We start from the raw sequence: 17,660 nt of genomic DNA, 5'->3' as shown, positions 1-17,660 counted from the left end.
CACCCGTTCGCCCGTTTTTCCCCGTATAGCCGGACATTGAGGCAGAGTTCCGGTTCCTGCCCCCCCCCTGCCATCCGCCGGCCAGCGGCCTCCGCCCGCCCTCACACGGCCGGAGGCTCGCCGTCGATCGGGCGTCCGAGCACACCCGGCCGCCGCTGCCACGGCAGCGGCCCGCCGGGAGGCCGGTAGCCCACCCCGAGCGCGTCCAGTCGCGCGTAGTGCGCCGTCATGCGCGCCTCGAACTGCCCGAAGTCCCGCCGCTCCGGCTCCGGCAGCGAAGACCACACCACCTCCGCGAAGGCCGCCAGCCGCGGGAACACCTGGTAGTCGACCCGCGCCTGACCATCCATCACCTCGGTCCACACATTGGCCTGCGCGCCCAGCACGTGGGCGGCGGCCTCCTGCGACAGCTTCGGCGGCACCGGCTCGAAGCGGTAGACGTCCTCAAGGGAGCGCACGTACCCGATGGGCATCGGCTCGTCCGCGCCCGCCGCCTGACGGTGGTCCAGGTAGACCTGCTGCTCGGGGCACATCACCACGTCGTGGCCCGCCTCCGCCGCGGCGATGCCACCCCCGTAACCGCGCCAGGAGGAGACGGCCGCGCCGGGCGCCAGCCCGCCCTCCAGGATCTCGTCCCATCCGATCAGCCGCCGCCCGCGCCGCGCGAGCCAGCCGTCGAAGTGCCGGATGAACCAGGACTGGAGCCCTTCCTCCCCGTCCACCCCCAGCTCCCGGATCCGCGCCCGCGCCGCCTCGGAGGCCTTCCACTGCCCCTTCGGGCACTCGTCGCCGCCCACGTGCACGAAGGGCGAGACCTCGGCGGGGAACAGCTCCAGCAGCTCCTCGAAGACGCCCTCGTAGAACCGCAGTACGGCCTCGGTCGGCGCGAGCACGTTCTGGCTGATCCCCCAGTCGTCCCACACCTCCAGCGCGGCCGTGTCCACGACATCGCCGTTCCCCAGGTGCGGGTACGCGGCGATCGCGGCCTGCGAATGCCCCGGCAGGTCGATCTCCGGCACCACCCGGACGTACCGTTCGGCCGCGTACGCGACGATCTCGCGGATGTCGTCCTGCGTGTAGTAGCCGCCGTGCGGAGTCTCGTTCCACAGCGGCGAGGCGCGGTGCCCCCACCGGCTGCGCGCCCGCCAGGCACCCACCTCGGTGAGCCGCGGATGGCGCTTGATCTCGATCCGCCATCCCTGGTCGTCCGTCAGGTGCAGGTGCAGCACATTGAGCTTGTGGGCGGCGAGCAGGTCGATGTACCGCAGGACCCCGTCCTTGGGCATGAAGTGCCGGGCGACGTCGAGCATCATCCCGCGCCACCCGAACCTGGGACGGTCGGTGATTCGCACGTACGGCAGGGTCCAAGTGCGCCCCGGCAGCGGGGCCTTGCGGTACGCGTCCGGTCCGAGGAGCTGACGCAGCGTCTGCGCACCCCAGAACACGCCGGCGCCCGACCCGCCCGCCAGCTCCACCCCGTCGGCGCCGATCTCCAGCCGGTACTCCTCGTCGGCCAGCCGCTCGTCCACGGACAGCCGTACGTCGCCCCGGGCGCCGGAAGCGGGCCGCGCGAGGCCGTACCCGGTGGCGGCTCCCAACTCCCGGCGCAGCCAGCGCGCGACGGCCTCGGTCCCCGGCCCGGCGGCGAGGGCCGGGCCGGGTCCGCCCGGCTGTCCGAAGGGGTGGCGGCGGCCGTCCTCGTGCACAGCGGCCGACCGCGGGGCGGGGATCAGGTCCGGGGATACGGGGATCAGGTCCATGGGGTCAGCCCTCCGCGGCCTTCCGTTGCGCACGGGGCGACGCTCGCTCCGCACGACGCGACGCTCGTTCCACCCGGCGCGGCGCTCACTGCGCACCGCGAGCCGGCGCGGCCGACCCTGAACGAGCGCGGCCGACGCTAACGCGTCCCCGGGGCAGGCAAAAGCCCCCGGGGCGCGCGTCAGCGCACCGGGGGCCTTCGTCCCGTCCGAGCGGGAGGCAGACGCACTACGCGGGGGCGGCGGACCGGAGGGCCGGAGCCGGCCCCGGGCCGCCGGACGGCCTCAGCTGTCCTTGCCGCCCTTGTCCTTGTCCCCGCCGGGGCCCATGGACTCGTAGATCTCCTTGCACATGGGGCAGACCGGGTACTTCTTCGGGTCCCGGCCCGGCACCCACACCTTGCCGCAGAGCGCGACGACGGGAGTCCCGTCGAGCGCGCTCGCCATGATCTTGTCCTTCTGGACGTAGTGGGCGAAGCGCTCGTGGTCGCCGTCACCGTGCGACACCTGTGGCGTCGGCTCTACGAGGGTCCCCGTGCCAGTCCCGCGCTCGGGCTCAAGAGTGCTCATGCCACCCAGGGTACTGAACACCGCGCGCGTCAGTTCAGCGACGGGTCGTCCGGATAGGTGGCGACCATCGCCAGCTCGCTGCGCTGGCGGCGCAGCACGGCCCGCCACAGCCGCTCGGGATCCGGGAAGGACACGTCGCCCGGCTCCGACTCCACGACGTACCAGGCGCCGTCGCCCAGCTCGATCTCCAGCTGGCCCGGCCCCCATCCGGAGTAACCGGCGAAGATACGCAGCGAGCCCAGGGCGGCGGCCAGCAGCTCCGGCGGCGTCTCCAGGTCGACCAGCCCGATCGCCCCGTGCACGCGGCGCCAGCCGAGCGGACCCTCCTCGCCCGGGATGACGGCCACGCCCAGCGCCGAGTCGAGCCCGACCGGTCCGCCCTGGAAGACCACGCCCGGATCGCCGGCCAGGGGCGCCCAGGGCAGCAGGACGTCGCCGACGCCCACCGGTGTCGGCCGGTTGAGGACCACGCCGAGCGAGCCCTGCTCGTCGTGGTCGAGCAGCAGCACGACCGCACGGTGGAAATTCGGGTCCGCGAGGGCGGGGGTGGCCACGAGCAACCGCCCTGTGAGGGAGGACACCTCGGTCATGCCGCCATGATCTCGCACATTCGCCTCCCGAGGGGAGCAGCTGGCCGGATCGGATCTTACGCAGCTCAGGGCGCACGGCCGCGAGGAGGAGCGCGTACCGGCGGCGCGAGCGGAAGGCGACGCTCCGCCATGAGGCGGGTACGCAGGGTGCCGGGCGCATCAATGACGGTCCTACGGCCGCGTCGGCCATGCGGACAAGGGGCTTGTGGCCCTTACCCTTTTCACTGGCCCCCTGCCCATCCCTCTCCGGAACGCGAGATTCATGACCGGCACAGTCAGTGACGATGTACTGCTTGTCCACGGCGGTACCCCGCTTGAGGGCGAGATCCGTGTCCGCGGTGCGAAGAACCTCGTGCCCAAGGCCATGGTCGCCGCTCTGCTCGGTAGCGAACCCAGCCGGCTGCGCAACGTTCCCGACATCCGTGACGTGCGGGTCGTACGCGGGCTGCTCCAGCTGCACGGCGTAACCGTCCGTCCCGGCGAGGAGCCGGGCGAGCTGGTGCTCGACCCGACCTACGTCGAGAGCGCGAACGTCACCGACATCGACGCGCACGCGGGCTCTTCGCGCATCCCGATCCTCTTCTGCGGTCCGCTCCTGCACCGCCTCGGCCACGCCTTCATCCCGGGGCTGGGCGGTTGCGACATCGGCGGCCGGCCGATCGACTTCCACTTCGACGTCCTGCGCCAGTTCGGCGCGACGATCGAGAAGCGGGAGGGCGGCCAGTACCTGGAAGCCCCGCAGCGCCTGCGCGGCTGCAAGATCCGCCTGCCCTACCCGTCCGTCGGCTCGACCGAGCAGGTGCTGCTGACGGCCGTTCTGGCCGAGGGCGTCACCGAGCTCAGCAACGCCGCGGTGGAACCGGAGATCGAGGACCTCATCTGCGTCCTGCAGAAGATGGGCGCGATCATCTCCCTCGACACCGACAGGACCATCCGGATCACCGGTGTGGACCGTCTGGGCGGCTACAACCACAAGGCGCTCCCGGACCGCCTGGAGGCCGCCTCCTGGGCTTCCGCGGCTCTGGCGACCGGCGGCAACATCTACGTGCGCGGCGCCCAGCAGCGCTCGATGATGACCTTCCTGAACACCTTCCGCCGGGTCGGCGGCGCCTTCGAGATCGACGACAACGGCATCCGCTTCTGGCACCCGGGCGGCCCGCTGAAGGCCATCGCCCTGGAAACGGACGTGCACCCCGGCTTCCAGACCGACTGGCAGCAGCCGCTCGTCGTGGCCCTGACGCAGGCTTCGGGCCTCTCGATCGTCCACGAGACGGTCTACGAGTCCCGCCTCGGATTCACCTCGGCGCTGGGCCAGATGGGCGCACACATCCAGCTGTACCGGGAGTGCCTGGGCGGCTCCGCCTGCCGCTTCGGCCAGCGCAACTTCCTGCACTCGGCGGTCGTCTCCGGCCCCACCCGGCTGCAGGGCGCCGACCTGGTCATCCCGGACCTGCGCGGCGGGTTCTCGTACCTGATCGCCGCGCTGGCGGCCGAAGGCACCTCGCGGGTCCACGGCATCGACCTGATCAACCGGGGCTACGAGAACTTCATGGAGAAGCTCGTGGAACTCGGTGCGAAGGTCGAGCTGCCCAACGGCGAGCTCGTCTGAGGTTCCGCCACCGGCACACGGCACCGCGCACCGCGCTGCACCGCACCGCACTGCGCTGGCTACGGAAGCCCTCCTGGCCCTTCACGGGGCCGGGAGGGCTTTCCCGTACGCGGCCGCCGCCCGGGAGCCCGCGAAGCCCGGCAGACCCGCAGACCCGCAGCCGGGCAGCCCGGACAGGCGAAGGGCGGCCACCCCGCCTGGGGGTGGCCGCCCTTCGTCGTTCTACGTACTACCGCCGTTCCGAAGGCCTGTGCTGCCTTCGGCGCCGGGGCTGACTACTTGCCCTTGGCGGCTTCCTTGAGCTTGGAGCCCGCGGAGACCTTCACGCTGTAGCCGGCCGGGATCTGGATGGGGTCGCCGGTCTGCGGGTTGCGCGCGGTGCGAGCGGCACGGTGGGTGCGCTCGAAGGTCAGGAAGCCGGGGATGGTGACCTTCTCGTCGCCCTTGGCGACAATCTCGCCGACGGTCTCGGCGAGCGCGGCCAGAACGGCGTCGGCGTCCTTACGGGTCACCTCGGCGCGCTCGGACAGAGCGGCCACCAGCTCACTGCGGTTCATGTTGTACTCCCGTGTTCAACTTGCCTTAGAGGCGTGAGATCGAAGCCGATGCTGCCAGGGCCCTCGGACAGTCCCCGGACCCGGGTCTGAACGTCAGACCCTCTCGCCCGGTTACGCATCCTGCCCCCACCAGCGGCGGGAAAGCCAATCCGGCACCCGCGGGGGTCACACGAAAAGCGCCACAGTCACGCCGCGGTGACGCTCCGTCCACACCCGTCGCTCACCCGGGTGCTGCTGGACCGCGGACCTCGTGTGGACCGCGGACCTCGCGGGCGCATCCCCGCAACCCTAGAGGCGCCCCGCCGGGCCCGCATCCCGCGACGCGCCGGGATCAGCGGGACGTGGGGGCGGTCACAGGGGCGGAGGCGGCCTTGCGGACCGCACCGGCGACCGCGCCCGCGACCTTGTCGTTGAACACCGACGGGATGATGTAGTTCGCGTTCAGCTCGTCCTCACCGACCACGTCGGCCAGCGCGCTCGCCGCGGCCAGCATCATGTCGGTGTTCACCGTGCGCGACTGCGCGTCCAGCAGGCCGCGGAAGACGCCGGGGAAGACCAGCACGTTGTTGATCTGGTTCGGGAAGTCGGAGCGGCCGGTGGCGACGACGGCCGCGGTCTGGCGGGCGATCGCGGGGTCGACCTCGGGGTCCGGGTTCGCGAGCGCGAACACGATCGCGCCTTCCGCCATGGCGGCCACGTCCTCGCCGGAGAGCACGTTCGGGGCCGAGACGCCGATGAAGACGTCGGCGCCGACCACGGCCTCCTTGAGGGTGCCGGTGTAGCCCTCGGGGTTGGTGTTGTCGGCGATCCAGCGCAGCGGGGAGTCCTCGTCCGCGTCGACGAGGTCGGCGCGGCCCGCGTGCACGACACCGTGGATGTCGGCGCTGACGGCGTTCTTGACACCCGCCGCGAGCAGCAGCTTGAGGATGGCCGTACCGGCCGCGCCGGCGCCCGACATGACGACCTTGACGTCCCCAACTGCCTTGCCCACCACGCGCAGTGCGTTGGTGAGCGCCGCGAGCACGACGATGGCGGTGCCGTGCTGGTCGTCGTGGAAGACGGGGATGTCGAGGGCCTCGCGCAGCCGGGCCTCGATCTCGAAGCAGCGCGGCGCGGAGATGTCCTCCAGGTTGATTCCGGCGAAGCCCGGGGCGATGGCCTTGACGATCGCGACGATCTCGTCGGAGTCCTGGGTGTCCAGGCAGATGGGCCACGCGTCGATGCCCGCGAAGCGCTTGAAGAGGGCCGCCTTGCCCTCCATGACGGGCAGCGCGGCCATCGGGCCGATGTTGCCCAGGCCCAGCACGGCGGAGCCGTCCGTCACGACTGCGACGGAGTTGCGCTTGATGGTGAGGCGGCGCGCGTCCTCGGGGTTCTCGGCGATGGCCATGCACACGCGGGCCACGCCCGGGGTGTAGATCATGGAGAGGTCGTCGCGGTTGCGGATGGGGTGCTTGGACGCCATCTCGATCTTGCCGCCGAGGTGCATCAGGAAGGTTCGGTCGGAGACCTTCCCGAGGCTGACGCCCTCGATCCCGCGCAGCTTCTCGACGATCTCGTCCGCGTGCGCGGTGGAGGTCGCGGCGATGGTGACGTCGATCCGGAGCTTCTCGTGGCCGGAGGCTGTCACGTCGAGGCCGGTGACCGAACCGCCGGAGGACTCCACGGCGGTGGTGAGCTGGGAGACCGCGGTTCCGCTCGCGGGCACTTCCAGGCGGACCGTCATCGAATACGAGACGCTGGGCGCCGTTGCCATGGCCGTGTTCCTCTTCTGTCCCTGGTTGTCGCTGTACACAGGACTCGCGCACGGCTGCCGCGGCGGGGCCTGTTGTCCGATCGTCCCACCTACCAGCCGGTACAAGGTAACCAGCTACAAATTTCGGAAAGACTCTTCCACCATACGAGATATCCATGATCGACGGAATGCTGGGTTGATACGAAACAGGTCCGCGCCCCCCACTGGTGGAGGGCGCGGACCTGGTGATGCGGTCATGCTGTTGTCTACGGCACCGACCCGCCATGCTCGCCTCGCGGCAAGTGGTCGCTCTAAGCGACGAAGGTTGGGCCCGGGGGCTTGGATCGAGCCGGTGCCTTCACCAGGCTAACAAAGGATCGCCGGAAGTGAGCCCCCTGGCGGCAGCCGGTTCCACTCACCACGCGCCCGGCCGCGGACCATACGGCCGTAAGCCTCCGCCGCCCTACTCCCGCAGCAGCTCCGGCACCCCGTCCGCGTCCGGGCGGTCCCGGTCCGTGGAGACCACCGTGAGCTGCTGGGTCGCCCGCGTCAGCGCCACGTACAGGACCCGCAGGCCCGCCGGGGACTCGTCGCGTACGACCCCGTCGGGGGAGATGCCCCTGGCGATCTCCGCCGGGGAGACGACCACGGTGGCGTCGTACTCCAGCCCCTTGGCCTCCAGGCTGCCGAGCGCCACCGCCCGCTGCCCCAGGTCGGCCAGCCACCCGGCGGCCTCGGCGCGCCGGTCCATGGCCACCACCACGCCGACGGTGCCGTCCACCTGCTCCAGCAGCCGCCGCGTCTCCTCCCGCACCGCCGTGCCCAGATCGCCCGCCGCCGCTGTGAAGCGGGGCTCCAGGCCCGTGGAGCGCACCGCCGTCGGCGGCTCCATCCCCGGCATGGCCCGGCGCAGCACGCGGGAGGCGACCTCGGCGACCTCCGCCGGGTTGCGGTAGTTCACCGTGAGGGTGAACCGCCGGCGCGGCCGGCTGCCCAGGGCCTCGTCGCGGGCGGCGGCGGCCTCCTCCGGCTCGGTCCAGGAGGACTGCGCCGGGTCGCCGACGACCGTCCAGGTGCCGTGGCGCCCCCGGCGGCCCACCATCCGCCACTGCATCGGCGTCAGGTCCTGGGCCTCGTCCACGATGACGTGCGCGTATTCGGTGCGTTCCGCCGCGAGCCGCTCGGCCCGCTCCCACTGGGTCTCCTCGCGGGTCGGCATCAGCTCCTCCAGCCCGCTGAGCTGGTCGAGCGGGTCGAGCTCCCGCTTGCGCCGGGGCCGGGCCGGCGCGCCCAGCAGCTGCTGGAGCTCGTCGAGCAGCGCCACGTCGTGCACCGACAGCGGGCCCTTGCCGTCCGGGCCGACCCGGCGCAGCGAGCGGGCCAGCTGGCGGGTCTCGCGCTGGTTCAGGTCCCGTCGCGACCAGCGGGACAGGCGCCGCTCGTCGGCCATCGCGGCGAGCACCCCGCGCGGGGTCAGCTCGGGCCACCAGGCGTTCAGGAAGCCGATGAAGGCGTCCTCGGTGGAGATGTCCTCGTCGAAGGCGGAGCGCAGCTCGGCGGCGAGCTCCGGGTCGCTGTGCCGGCCGGATCCGCCGGACTTCGCGTACAGCGCGTCGAGGAGCAGCTTGCGGGCGCGCGGCCGCAGCAGGTTGACCGGCGCGGTGCCGCTGAGCACGTTCTGCCGGATGCGGTTCAGCTCGTCGGCCTCCAGCTCCTGGCGGCGCCCGAAGGCCACCACGCGCAGCCGGTCCGGCGCTTCGCCGAGCTCCAGGGCGCCCCGTACGGCCTTGCGCAGCACCTTCAGCATCCGGGAGGAGCCCTTGACGCGGGCCACCGCCGGATCGTCGTACGTGGTCGCCTCCGCGCCGTCGACCAGCGAGCCGAGCGCCCGGATGGCGACCTGGCCCTCCTCGCCCAGGGAGGGCAGCACGCCTTCGGTGTACGCGACGAGCAGCGGGGTCGGGGAGACGATCAGGATGCCGCCGGAGTAGCGGCGCCGGTCCTGGTAGAGCAGGTAGGCGGCGCGGTGCAGGGCGACGGCGGTCTTACCGGTGCCCGGTCCGCCGGCGACCTCGGCGACGGACGCGGCGGGGGCCCGGATGACGAGGTCCTGCTCGGCCTGGATGGAGGAGACGATGTCCCGCATGGAGTGCGTACGGGCCCGCCCGAGGGCGGCCATCAGGGCGCCGTCGCCGATGGCGGGCAGTTCCTCGCCGTCGAGGAAGGCCGTGACCTCGGGGCGCATCAGGTCGTCTTCCACGCCCAGCACCTTGCGGCCCTTGGAGCGGATGACGCGGCGGCGCACGACGCGACCGGGCTCCTTGGGCGTCGAGCGGTAGAACGGCGCGGCGGCCGGCGCGCGCCAGTCGATGACCAGCGGCGCGTACTCGGAGTCGAGGACTCCCATGCGGCCGATGTGCAGCGTCTCGGCGATGTCGGCCGTCAGGTCGTCGCGGATCGCGTCGTCGGCGGGCTCGACGGAGGTGAACGCGCCGTCCGCGCCGCGCTCGCCGTCCTTACCCCGGACCAGGTCGATGCGGCCGAAGAGGAAGTCCTCGAACTCGCTGTGGAGCCGGTTCAGGTGGATGCCCGCCCGGAAGACCTGCGCGTCGCGCTCGGCGAGGGCGCCGGGCGTCCCCACCTGGCCCCGCTTGGCCGCGTCGTGCATGAGGAACTCGGCCTCGTGGATCTTCTCCTCAAGGCGTCGGTACACCCGGTCGAGATGCGTCTGCTCGGCCGCGATCTCCCGATCGCGGACGGAATCCGCCGTGCTGTCGACAGCGGCATTCTGCGCGGCCACCAAGGCCCCCTTCTGACGTGCATGGGCGACCGTCAACCGTACGCGAATCGGGACCCGGTCCGCACGCCCGTTCCGGAACGGGTCTCAGTGGGCGGTACGGGCTCCCCCGCTCAGTGGACCGCGCGTACTACGCCGGCTGCGCGGATCCCGCCGCCAGGGCGCGGCGGCGGTGGCGGGCGACTCGCTCGCGGTTGCCGCACAGCTCGCTGGAGCACCAGCGGCGCCGGCGGCCGCGCGAGGTGTCCAGGTAGACCCGGGCGCAGCCCTCGCCCTCGCAGGCCCGCAGCAGCGCCCGCTCGCCGGGGTCGGTCAGCAGCTCCACCGCGTCCCGGGCGACGGCCGCGAGCAGCGCCGGGCATTCGGCGCCGCCGCACAGCTCCCGTACGAGGTGTCCTTCCCGGTCCCGTACGGCACACAGACCGGGGGGTGGCCCGGCGGCCAGCGCGTTGACCCGGGCGAGGGCGTCCTCGGGCGGTTCGCTCCCGGCGAGTTCCGCCCGTACGAGGCTCTCCACATCGCGGCGCAGGGCCTGGAAGGCCGCGACCCAGTCCGGGCCGACCCGGGCGAGCGGCGTCCCGTCGGGCACCAGCCCGGCCCCGGCGAGCCACAGCCGCAGCCCGTCGCCGTCCGGGATCCCCTCGCGGGGCGTGCGGGTGGCCACCAGGTCCAGGCAGACCCGCCCGGCGTCGAACCGCAGCCCGCACTTTCCCCTGTCCGCAACCATGCGCCCTGTCACCGCCTCGGAGGGTCACCCGGTGGGTGTGCTCCCCCAGCTACCTCTGGGGGTGTGCCCCTGCAAGAGTGCCCGTGTGGGGCGTCTACCGGAACCCCGTCGGCACCGTCCGACCGCGCCCCCATGTGTGGAGCATCCGCTCCTTTATATGGAGCCGATAGTTACTCCCTGGGAGGGGCATAGGCATATGTCAGCCACTCAGATCGATCTTGACGACGAGGCCCTTGCCGAGGCCATGCAGCTGTCGGGCGCCCGGACGAAGAAAGAGACGGTGAACCTCGCACTGCGCGAATACGTCGAGCGCCGCCGCCGCACCGAGGCCCGGCTCCGCCAGTTCCAGGCGGCCCAGGCCTGGGACGAGGAGAGCTTCTGGCGTCAGCACGCCGCGGAGAAGGGCGTCGCCTGACGTGCTCCGCTACCTGATCGACTCGACTGCCGTCTGGCGCCTGCAGCGCGACCGCCCCCTCAACGAAGCGTGGGCACACGAAGTCGACGAGGGCAACGTCGGCTCCTGTCGCCCCCAGCGCACGGAGTTCCGCAGGTCAGCGCGGAGTCTCGACGAGTACGAGGCGATGACGGACATGCTTGCCGACCTCTATCCGGAGGTGACCGTTCCCAAGAACGCCTGGCAGTGGATCGAAACCGCGCAGTACCGCCTGGCCCAGCGCGACCGCCACCAGAGCCTGTCCGTTGTCGACTGGCTCATCTGCGTGACGGCGGCTCACCACGGGCTGATCATCCTCCACGACGACAAGGATTTCACCGCCGCAGCGGGCCTGCTCCCGGATGTCCAGGAGCACAACGTGCACCGGGTACCTCGCTGAACGAAAGCCCTCAGGCGTCCACGTACTTCGCGTCGGAAGCCGCGTCCAGCGACAGCCGGTAGCCCCGCTTGACCACGGTCTGGATCAGCTTCGGCGCCCCCAGCGCCACCCGCAGCCGCGCCATCGCCGTCTCCACGGCATGCTCGTCCCGCCCCGCCCCCGGCAGTACCCGCAGCAGCTCCGCGCGGCCCACCACCCATCCCGGCCGGCGTGTCAGCGCCCGCAGCAGGGCCATCCCGGCCGGCGGCACCGGCCGCAGCTCCGTGTCCACGAGCACCGCCTGCCCCCGGATCTCCAGCCGGTGCCCGGCCACCGGCAGCACCCGCGCCCGGCCCGGCAGCTCCTGGCAGAGCAGCTGCACGAGCGGGCCCAGCCGAAACCGCTCGGGCTGCACCGTGTCCACCCCGTGCGCCTGCAGCGGGAGCGCGGTGACCGGCCCCACGCAGGCGGAGACCAGCCCGCCGCGCATGGCCTCCAGCAGGGGGCCTCGTACGCCCCGCTCCTCGGCCCGCGACAGCAGCGAGGCCGCCGCCGGCGCCGAGGTGAAGCTGACCGCGTCCACCGCTCCGCCGATCACCGCGTCCAGCAGCCGGTCCAGCGGACCGAGGTCCTCCGGGGCCATCCACCGGTACACCGGGACGACCACCACCTCGGCCCCGCCCTCCCGCAGCGCCTCGACGAATCCGGGCAGCGGCTCCCCGTGGAGCTGGAGCGCGATGCGCCGTCCGGCGACACCCGCCGACAGCAGCCGGTCCAGTACCTCGGCGAGGGACTCGGACTGCGGGGACCAGGTCTCCACGAGTCCGGCGGCCCGGATGGCACCCTTCACCTTCGGTCCGCGGGCCAGCAGTTCGGTGGCCCGCAACCGCTCCAGCAGCGCCTCGCCGACCCCCCACCCGTCCGCCGCCTCGATCCAGCCGCGGAAGCCGATGGCGGTGGTGGCGACGACCACGTCGGGCGCCCGGCCGATGAGTTCCTTCGTCGCGGCGAGCAGTTCGCCGTCGTCGGCCAGGGGCACGATGCGCAGCGCGGGCGCGTGCAGGACGCTGGCTCCGCGGCGGCGCAGCAGGGCAATCAGCTCGTCGGCCCGCCGCGCGGCGGTGACACCGACGGTGAAGCCCGCGAGCGGACCGATGTGCTTGTCCTCGTACATGGTGACCTGCCTTGCCCAGTGGGTCGGTTTCGCGTCGCGGGGACCGAGCCTGCCAACCGGGCGTGTCGGACTCGGTTCCGGCGTATTTCGGCGTCGTAAAGCGCTGCCGCGCCGAAGGCTGCGCCTCTAGGGCGTGTCTTTCGGACGTTGCCGGGCCCGCATTGCCCGGCACCGCACCTCCCTGCGTTGTCGGAGCGCCCGAGTACGTCCGGTACACGGGCGCCCCTCCGCCTTGCGATGCGCGGCACCAGACGCCCCGGGCCTTACCGGAGCTACTTTGACGACCGGACCTAGACCGAGGTGAGCTGCGGCTTCTCGGCCGCCGCGGGGCTCTGGACGACCGCGTGGGCGGGCCGGCGAAGGTATACCGCCCACGTGACCGCGCAGCACACCGCGTAGAAGCCGAGGAAGGTCACGAAGGCGGCCGTCCCGGAGCCGGAGCTCATGAACGCCTGCCGGAAGACCAGGTTGATCCCGAGCCCGCCGACCGCGCCCACCGCGCCGATCAGGCCCATGGCGGCCCCGGACAGCCGGCGCCCGTAGGCCGCCGCGCCTTCGCCGCTCATGCCGCGGGCCAGGGCCTTGGCCTGGAAGATGCCCGGGATCATCTTGTAGGTCGAGCCGTTGCCGAGCCCGGTCAACGCGAACAGCGCGACGAAACCGGTCAGGAACACCGGCAGGGACTCCCGTACCGACGCTAGGACGACGAGGCCGGTCGCGCCCGCCATCGCCACGAAGGTGGCGAGCGTGATCCGCGCTCCGCCGAAGCGGTCCGCCAGCGCGCCGCCCACCGGCCGGACCAGGGAGCCGAGCAGCGGTCCGATGAAGGTGAGCGAGGCCGCCTGGAGCGGGGTGCGGCCGAACTGCGTCTGGAGCACCAGTCCGAAGGCGAAGCTGTAGCCGATGAAGGAGCCGAAGGTCCCGATGTACAGGAAGGCCATGATCCAGGTGTGCCCCTCGCGCAGCGCCTCGCGGACGGCGCCGGTGTCGTTGCGTACGGGCGCCAGGTTGTCCATCCGTACGGCGGCCAGCACCGCCGCGACCACGATCAGCGGGATGTAGGCGGCCAGCAGCAGCCGCGGGTGCCCGGCGCCGGCGGTCCCGATGACCAGCAGGGCGACGAGTTGCACCACGGGGACGCCGATGTTGCCGCCGCCCGCGTTCAGGCCGAGCGCCCAGCCCTTCTTGCGCAGCGGGAAGAAGGCGTTGATGTTGGTCATCGAGGAGGCGAAGTTGCCGCCGCCCACGCCCGTCAGCGCCGCCACGGCCAGGAAGGTGGCGTACGAGGTCCCGGGCTCCATGACCACCAGCGCGGCCACCGTCGGCGCGAGCAGCAGCAGGGCGCTGACGACGGTCCAGTTCCGGCCGCCGAACCGTGCGACGGCGAAGGTGTAGGGCACCCGCACCAGGGCCCCGACCAGGGTCGCGGTGGCGATGAGGAAGAACTTCCCGGCCGGGTCTATCCCGTACTCGGGCCCCATGAACAGCACCATCACCGACCACAGCGACCAGATGGAGAAGCCGATGTGCTCGGACAGGACCGAGTAGAGGAGGTTGCGCCGGGCGATCCGCTCCCCCGACTCCTTCCAGAAGGTCTCGTCCTCGGGATCCCACTGCTCGATCCAGCGGCCCCCCTTGCGCGGTGCGGTACCGGTCATCACACGCCTCCACAGCTGTCGCGTCCGTGGTGACGACCTTAGGGAGGCGGGTTTCGGCCTCGGTCACCGCCCGATGACCGCTCTGAAACCTTGCTCTCACCCGCTGCCGGCGGGGTGTGTGAGCCCGGTCGGAACCCAGCTCCCGGGCGGTACGTCGAGCCAGCCGCGCTCGGCGGCCAGCCCGTCGGCCGCGGCACGCAGCGCGCCGAGCCCCGGGTGCGCGAAGCCCTTGCGCCACACCATCGACAGCGGCGAGAGCGGCACCGGGGCGGTCAGCGGCCGTTTCACGGAGCCCGGCATGTCGAGGAAGTCGACGGTCACCAGCACCGGGTTGCGGGTCTTGGCCATCACCCGGCGGAACTCCTCCTTGCCCATCGCCACCGGGGCGGGCGGCGCCAGCGCGATCCCCCGCCCCGCGAACAGTTCGCGGGCCAGCCCGGTCCACTCCAGGGTCCGCGGATTCCCGGCCCCGGCGTACACGACCTCCCCCGCCAGCGCGTCCAGCGGTACCTCTTCCAGCGCGGCCAGGGCGTGCCCCTCGGGCAGCAGCACGGCGAGCGGCTCGTACCGTACGGGCCGCTGCGCGAGCCGGGCCCGCAGTGCCCGGTCGAGCCCGTCGGCGTACCCGAAGGAGACGTCCAGGCGCCCGGCGGCGACCTCGGCGGCGGCGTGCGTCAGACCGCTCTCGAAGCGGGCCATCAGCTCGCAGTCCGGAGCGATTTCACGGGCGCGTTCCAGCACGGTGCGTCCCGTGCTGGGCCCGTCGGTGTTCAGGTCGACGAGCAGCGGCCGGGGCTCGGCGTCCGCGCCGAAGGCTGCGGTGAGTTCCTCGTGGGCGCGCAGCACCCGCCGGGCCAGCGGCAGCAGGCGCTCCCCGTCGGCGGTCAGCTCCACTTGCCGGGTGGTGCGTACGAACAGCCCCGCGCCCAGGGTCTGTTCGAGGCGCCGGATGTCCCGGCTGAGCGCCTGCTGGGCGACGTACAGCCGGGCGGAGGCGCGGGTGAAGTGCAGCTCCTCGGCGGCGGCGACGAAACCGCGCAGCAGGCGGGGTTCCACATCACGGGGTATCACCCCCGGAGACTAACAACAGAAAGAGGTGAATCCCTCCGGAACAGGTGTTGGACGGGCCGGGCGGGCGCGGCCGAGGCTGTTTGCCATGCCCTTCATGACCGTCACCGGCAGCACGCTCGTCCTCGCCGCCCCTGGCCCCGGCCCGGGCCGCAGCCCGGCCCCTTACCGGAGCCCGGCCGCTGCCGCTTCCGCGTGCCCGGCCCCGGCCCCGGACCCGGCCAGGAGCGTGGCCGCTGCTGCTGCTCCGGCCGCCGCCCCGGCCCGGCCGCCGGGTGCGCCCGCCCGCGCGCGCGGCCCGTACCGCCGCCTCTTCGCCCTCCCCGGCACCGGCGGGTTCACCACCGGCAACCTGCTCGCCCGGCTCCCCATGGGCATGTTCGCGGTCAGCGCGGTCATGATGATCGCCGAGCAGCGCGGCTCGTACGCCCTCGCCGGCGCGGTCACCGCGACCGGCCTCGCCGCCACCGCCCTCGTCGCGCCCTGGACGGCCCGTCTGATCGACCGCCACGGCCAGGCCCGGATCGCCCTCCCGGCCACCGTGATCGCGGTCCTCGGCTCGCTGGCCCTGGTCGTGTGCGTCCGTACCGAGGCCCCGTCCTGGACCCTCTTCGCCTCCTACGCGGCCACCGCCACCACCCCCAACATCGGCGGCATGGCCCGCGCCCGCTGGACCCACCTGCTGCGCGACTCCCCGTCCTCGCACCACACCGCGATGTCCTTCGAACAGGCCGCGGACGAGCTGTGCTTCATGCTCGGTCCGGTCCTGGCCGCCTTCCTCTGCACGATCGCCTTCCCGGAGGCCGGCACCCTCACCGGCGCGGTCCTGTTCCTGGCCGGCATGCTGGTCTTCACCTCGCAGCGCGGTACGGAGCCCCCGGCGACGGCAGCGCCCCGCCGCGGCTCGCCGCTGCGCGCCCTCGGCCCGCTGCTGGTGCTGTTCTTCACCCTGGGCCTGGTCTTCGGGTCGATGGAGGTCACCTCGATCGCCTACCTCGACGCCCGCGGCCTGGGCGCGGCGTCCGGCCTGATCCTCGCCCTCCAGGCGGCCGGCTCCTGCGCCGCGGGCCTGCTCTACGGCACCCGGCGCCCCCGCTCCCTGCGGACCTGCCTGTGCGCCCTGGCCCCCCTGATGGCCCTGCCGTGGGCCGCGGCGGCCACCGGCTCCCTGCCCGCGCTCGCCGCCGCCCTGCTGCTGGCCGGCATGGCCACGGCCCCGACGATGGTGACGGCGATGTCCCGGGTCCACGCCCTCACCCCGCAGGGGCGCCTCAACGAAGGCATGACCCTGGCGGTGACGGCGATCCTGGCGGGCATAGCGGCCGGCTCGGCCACGGCAGGCCTGGCGGTCGACCACCTGGGCCCGGCGGCGGCCTACACCCTCCCCGCGGCCGCCGCCCTCACAGCCCTCCTGACCGCGCTCCGGACCCACACCCGACCCTCAGCGGCGTGGTAGATGACTTCACACCGATGAACTGAGGACGTACTGCCCGGCCGACGACCCGCACGCATGACAAAGGCCCCGCAGCCTTGAGGCTGCGGGGCCTTTGCCCACATGGGGTGGTGGAGATGGCGGGAATCGAACCCGCGTCCAACGGTGCAGAAGCAGGGCTTCTCCGAGCGCAGTCCGCTGCGCTTTTCTCGGCCCCGGAGATCACACGGACAAGTCTCCGACGGGCTCAGTCACTGTTTGATTTCCCTCCAGCCCCCGTGACCGGGGCTAGAGGTTTAGATCCCTAATTGACGCCAGGATCCGGACCGGGACCACTTCCGGGCTGACGCTCCTCACAGAGGCTTCAGCTCACTGTTATTAGGCAGCGAGGGTGAAGCGGGAGTTATCGCTCTTGGAGTTGGCGATTGTTTTTTGCGACAGGTGGTTTACGAGATCATTGCCGCTTCCTCGGCTCGCTTCCCCTGCATCGACATCCGCTGTCGAAACCGATCATCCCCATGTTGACCGCTATTGAGTTGTGAACCGCGCTGAGTGGCGTCCTTGACCTACGTCCACTCAACCAGCGCCACTCGCAAGCGTGTGGCGCTGAGCCCATGGTACGCGAAGTGGACCACGGCATGCCAGGAGATTAAACCCGGCCGCCCGGAGCGCTCCTACTCGCCGCGCTGCTTGCGCCGCACCGCCGCGATCGCGCGGTTGGTCTCGCGGGTGTCCTGCTTCTCCCGCAGGGCCTGCCGCTTGTCGTACTCCTTCTTGCCCTTGGCCAGCGCGATCTCGACCTTGCAGCGGCCGTCCTTGAAGTACAGCGCCAGCGGCACGATCGTGTGACCGGTCTCCGACGCCTTCGACTCCAGCTTGTCGATCTCCTCGCGGTGCATGAGGAGCTTGCGCTTGCGCCGGGCGCTGTGGTTGGTCCAGGTCCCCTGGCTGTACTCCGGGACGTGGACGTTGTACAGCCAGGCCTCGTTGCTCTCCATCGTGACGAAGCCGTCCACCAGGGAGGCCCGGCCCTGCCGCAGCGACTTGACCTCGGTACCGGTGAGCACGAGACCGCACTCGTAGGTGTCGAGGATCGTGTAGTCGTGCCGCGCCTTCTTGTTCTGGGCGATCAGCTTGCGCCCTTTTTCCTTAGCCATAGTGCGGTCATTTTCGC

Annotated in this window: 15 protein-coding genes and 1 other RNA gene; 4 read left to right on the top strand and 12 right to left on the bottom strand. The window is 72.0% G+C overall.

Annotation, left to right across the window (positions count from 1 at the left end):
* Positions 1 to 101: 101 nt before the first annotated feature.
* The 3 genes from ACWDX7_RS02665 to ACWDX7_RS02655 all read right to left on the bottom strand — a co-directional run bounded on the left by ACWDX7_RS02665 (position 102) and on the right by ACWDX7_RS02655 (position 2,917).
* Positions 102 to 1,760, bottom strand: a complete 1,659-nt coding sequence (locus ACWDX7_RS02665; protein WP_451488600.1) for a beta-N-acetylhexosaminidase — start codon at positions 1,758 to 1,760, stop codon at positions 102 to 104.
* A 282-nt stretch (positions 1,761 to 2,042) separates the two neighbouring features.
* Positions 2,043 to 2,327: a DUF3039 domain-containing protein gene (locus tag ACWDX7_RS02660; protein ID WP_451488601.1), complete on the bottom strand. Its 285-nt coding sequence runs from the start codon at positions 2,325 to 2,327 to the stop codon at positions 2,043 to 2,045.
* Positions 2,328 to 2,356: 29 nt separating this feature from the next.
* Positions 2,357 to 2,917 carry a YqgE/AlgH family protein gene (locus ACWDX7_RS02655; protein ID WP_451488602.1) on the bottom strand — a complete coding sequence of 187 codons (561 nt, stop codon included), beginning with the start codon at positions 2,915 to 2,917 and terminating at the stop codon, positions 2,357 to 2,359.
* 262 nt (positions 2,918 to 3,179) lie between these two features.
* Here ACWDX7_RS02655 and murA point away from each other — a divergent pair, with 262 nt between their 5' ends.
* A complete protein-coding gene (gene murA, locus ACWDX7_RS02650) occupies positions 3,180 to 4,526 on the top strand; it encodes a UDP-N-acetylglucosamine 1-carboxyvinyltransferase (protein WP_451488603.1) in 1,347 nt (448 codons plus the stop codon).
* A gap of 275 nt (positions 4,527 to 4,801) precedes the next feature.
* On the opposite strand, the gene ACWDX7_RS02645 is transcribed toward murA, so the two are convergent.
* The 4 genes from ACWDX7_RS02645 to ACWDX7_RS02630 all read right to left on the bottom strand — a co-directional run bounded on the left by ACWDX7_RS02645 (position 4,802) and on the right by ACWDX7_RS02630 (position 10,342).
* Positions 4,802 to 5,083, bottom strand: a complete 282-nt coding sequence (locus tag ACWDX7_RS02645) for an HU family DNA-binding protein (protein WP_007264399.1) — start codon at positions 5,081 to 5,083, stop codon at positions 4,802 to 4,804.
* Between the two features lie 331 nt (positions 5,084 to 5,414).
* The gene (locus ACWDX7_RS02640; protein ID WP_451488604.1) at positions 5,415 to 6,839 is read right to left on the bottom strand and encodes a malic enzyme-like NAD(P)-binding protein; all 1,425 of its coding nucleotides are present in this window, start codon (positions 6,837 to 6,839) and stop codon (positions 5,415 to 5,417) included.
* A 442-nt stretch (positions 6,840 to 7,281) separates the two neighbouring features.
* Positions 7,282 to 9,618 carry a HelD family protein gene (locus ACWDX7_RS02635; RefSeq protein ID WP_451488605.1) on the bottom strand — a complete coding sequence of 779 codons (2,337 nt, stop codon included), beginning with the start codon at positions 9,616 to 9,618 and terminating at the stop codon, positions 7,282 to 7,284.
* A 127-nt stretch (positions 9,619 to 9,745) separates the two neighbouring features.
* Entirely contained in the window at positions 9,746 to 10,342 is a 597-nt protein-coding gene (locus ACWDX7_RS02630) for a CGNR zinc finger domain-containing protein (RefSeq protein WP_451488606.1), read from the bottom strand.
* Positions 10,343 to 10,538: 196 nt separating this feature from the next.
* Here ACWDX7_RS02630 and ACWDX7_RS02625 point away from each other — a divergent pair, with 196 nt between their 5' ends.
* Together ACWDX7_RS02625 and ACWDX7_RS02620 are read left to right on the top strand one after the other, a co-directional pair.
* Complete coding sequence (locus tag ACWDX7_RS02625) at positions 10,539 to 10,757, top strand: type II toxin-antitoxin system VapB family antitoxin (RefSeq protein ID WP_451488607.1); 219 nt, start codon at positions 10,539 to 10,541, stop codon at positions 10,755 to 10,757.
* Position 10,758: 1 nt separating this feature from the next.
* Complete coding sequence (locus ACWDX7_RS02620; RefSeq protein ID WP_451488608.1) at positions 10,759 to 11,175, top strand: PIN domain-containing protein; 417 nt, start codon at positions 10,759 to 10,761, stop codon at positions 11,173 to 11,175.
* A gap of 10 nt (positions 11,176 to 11,185) precedes the next feature.
* On the opposite strand, the gene ACWDX7_RS02615 is transcribed toward ACWDX7_RS02620, so the two are convergent.
* The 3 genes from ACWDX7_RS02615 to ACWDX7_RS02605 form a co-directional block, all read right to left on the bottom strand.
* The gene (locus ACWDX7_RS02615) at positions 11,186 to 12,328 is read right to left on the bottom strand and encodes a uroporphyrinogen-III synthase (protein WP_451488609.1); all 1,143 of its coding nucleotides are present in this window, start codon (positions 12,326 to 12,328) and stop codon (positions 11,186 to 11,188) included.
* Between the two features lie 290 nt (positions 12,329 to 12,618).
* Positions 12,619 to 13,986: a nitrate/nitrite transporter gene (locus tag ACWDX7_RS02610; protein ID WP_451488610.1), complete on the bottom strand. Its 1,368-nt coding sequence runs from the start codon at positions 13,984 to 13,986 to the stop codon at positions 12,619 to 12,621.
* Between the two features lie 96 nt (positions 13,987 to 14,082).
* Positions 14,083 to 15,057, bottom strand: a complete 975-nt coding sequence (locus ACWDX7_RS02605; protein ID WP_451488611.1) for a LysR family transcriptional regulator — start codon at positions 15,055 to 15,057, stop codon at positions 14,083 to 14,085.
* 94 nt (positions 15,058 to 15,151) lie between these two features.
* Between ACWDX7_RS02605 and ACWDX7_RS02600 the strand changes: the two genes are divergently transcribed.
* The gene (locus ACWDX7_RS02600; protein ID WP_451488656.1) at positions 15,152 to 16,510 is read left to right on the top strand and encodes an MFS transporter; all 1,359 of its coding nucleotides are present in this window, start codon (positions 15,152 to 15,154) and stop codon (positions 16,508 to 16,510) included.
* Between the two features lie 105 nt (positions 16,511 to 16,615).
* On the opposite strand, the gene ssrA is transcribed toward ACWDX7_RS02600, so the two are convergent.
* Positions 16,616 to 17,004, bottom strand: a transfer-messenger RNA (tmRNA) gene (ssrA, locus tag ACWDX7_RS02595).
* Between the two features lie 156 nt (positions 17,005 to 17,160).
* Entirely contained in the window at positions 17,161 to 17,643 is a 483-nt protein-coding gene (gene smpB, locus ACWDX7_RS02590) for an SsrA-binding protein SmpB (protein WP_451488612.1), read from the bottom strand.
* Positions 17,644 to 17,660: the final 17 nt, after the last annotated feature.

The sequence above is a fragment of the Streptomyces sp. NPDC003034 genome, from assembly GCF_053591375.1.
Note: the sequence above shows the minus strand (reverse complement) of the source record. Positions and strands in the feature narration are given on the sequence as shown.

Coding starts and splice junctions, on each gene's coding strand:
- ACWDX7_RS02660 (WP_451488601.1), bottom strand. CDS start 2,327: ATGAGCACTCTTGAGCCCGAGCGCGGGACTGGCACGGGGACCCTCGTA.
- ACWDX7_RS02600 (WP_451488656.1), top strand. CDS start 15,152: ATGACCGTCACCGGCAGCACGCTCGTCCTCGCCGCCCCTGGCCCCGGC.
- ACWDX7_RS02610 (WP_451488610.1), bottom strand. CDS start 13,986: ATGACCGGTACCGCACCGCGCAAGGGGGGCCGCTGGATCGAGCAGTGG.
- smpB (WP_451488612.1), bottom strand. CDS start 17,643: ATGGCTAAGGAAAAAGGGCGCAAGCTGATCGCCCAGAACAAGAAGGCG.
- ACWDX7_RS02625 (WP_451488607.1), top strand. CDS start 10,539: ATGTCAGCCACTCAGATCGATCTTGACGACGAGGCCCTTGCCGAGGCC.
- ACWDX7_RS02665 (WP_451488600.1), bottom strand. CDS start 1,760: ATGGACCTGATCCCCGTATCCCCGGACCTGATCCCCGCCCCGCGGTCG.
- ACWDX7_RS02640 (WP_451488604.1), bottom strand. CDS start 6,839: ATGGCAACGGCGCCCAGCGTCTCGTATTCGATGACGGTCCGCCTGGAA.
- ACWDX7_RS02645 (WP_007264399.1), bottom strand. CDS start 5,083: ATGAACCGCAGTGAGCTGGTGGCCGCTCTGTCCGAGCGCGCCGAGGTG.
- ACWDX7_RS02655 (WP_451488602.1), bottom strand. CDS start 2,917: ATGACCGAGGTGTCCTCCCTCACAGGGCGGTTGCTCGTGGCCACCCCC.
- murA (WP_451488603.1), top strand. CDS start 3,180: ATGACCGGCACAGTCAGTGACGATGTACTGCTTGTCCACGGCGGTACC.
- ACWDX7_RS02615 (WP_451488609.1), bottom strand. CDS start 12,328: ATGTACGAGGACAAGCACATCGGTCCGCTCGCGGGCTTCACCGTCGGT.
- ACWDX7_RS02630 (WP_451488606.1), bottom strand. CDS start 10,342: ATGGTTGCGGACAGGGGAAAGTGCGGGCTGCGGTTCGACGCCGGGCGG.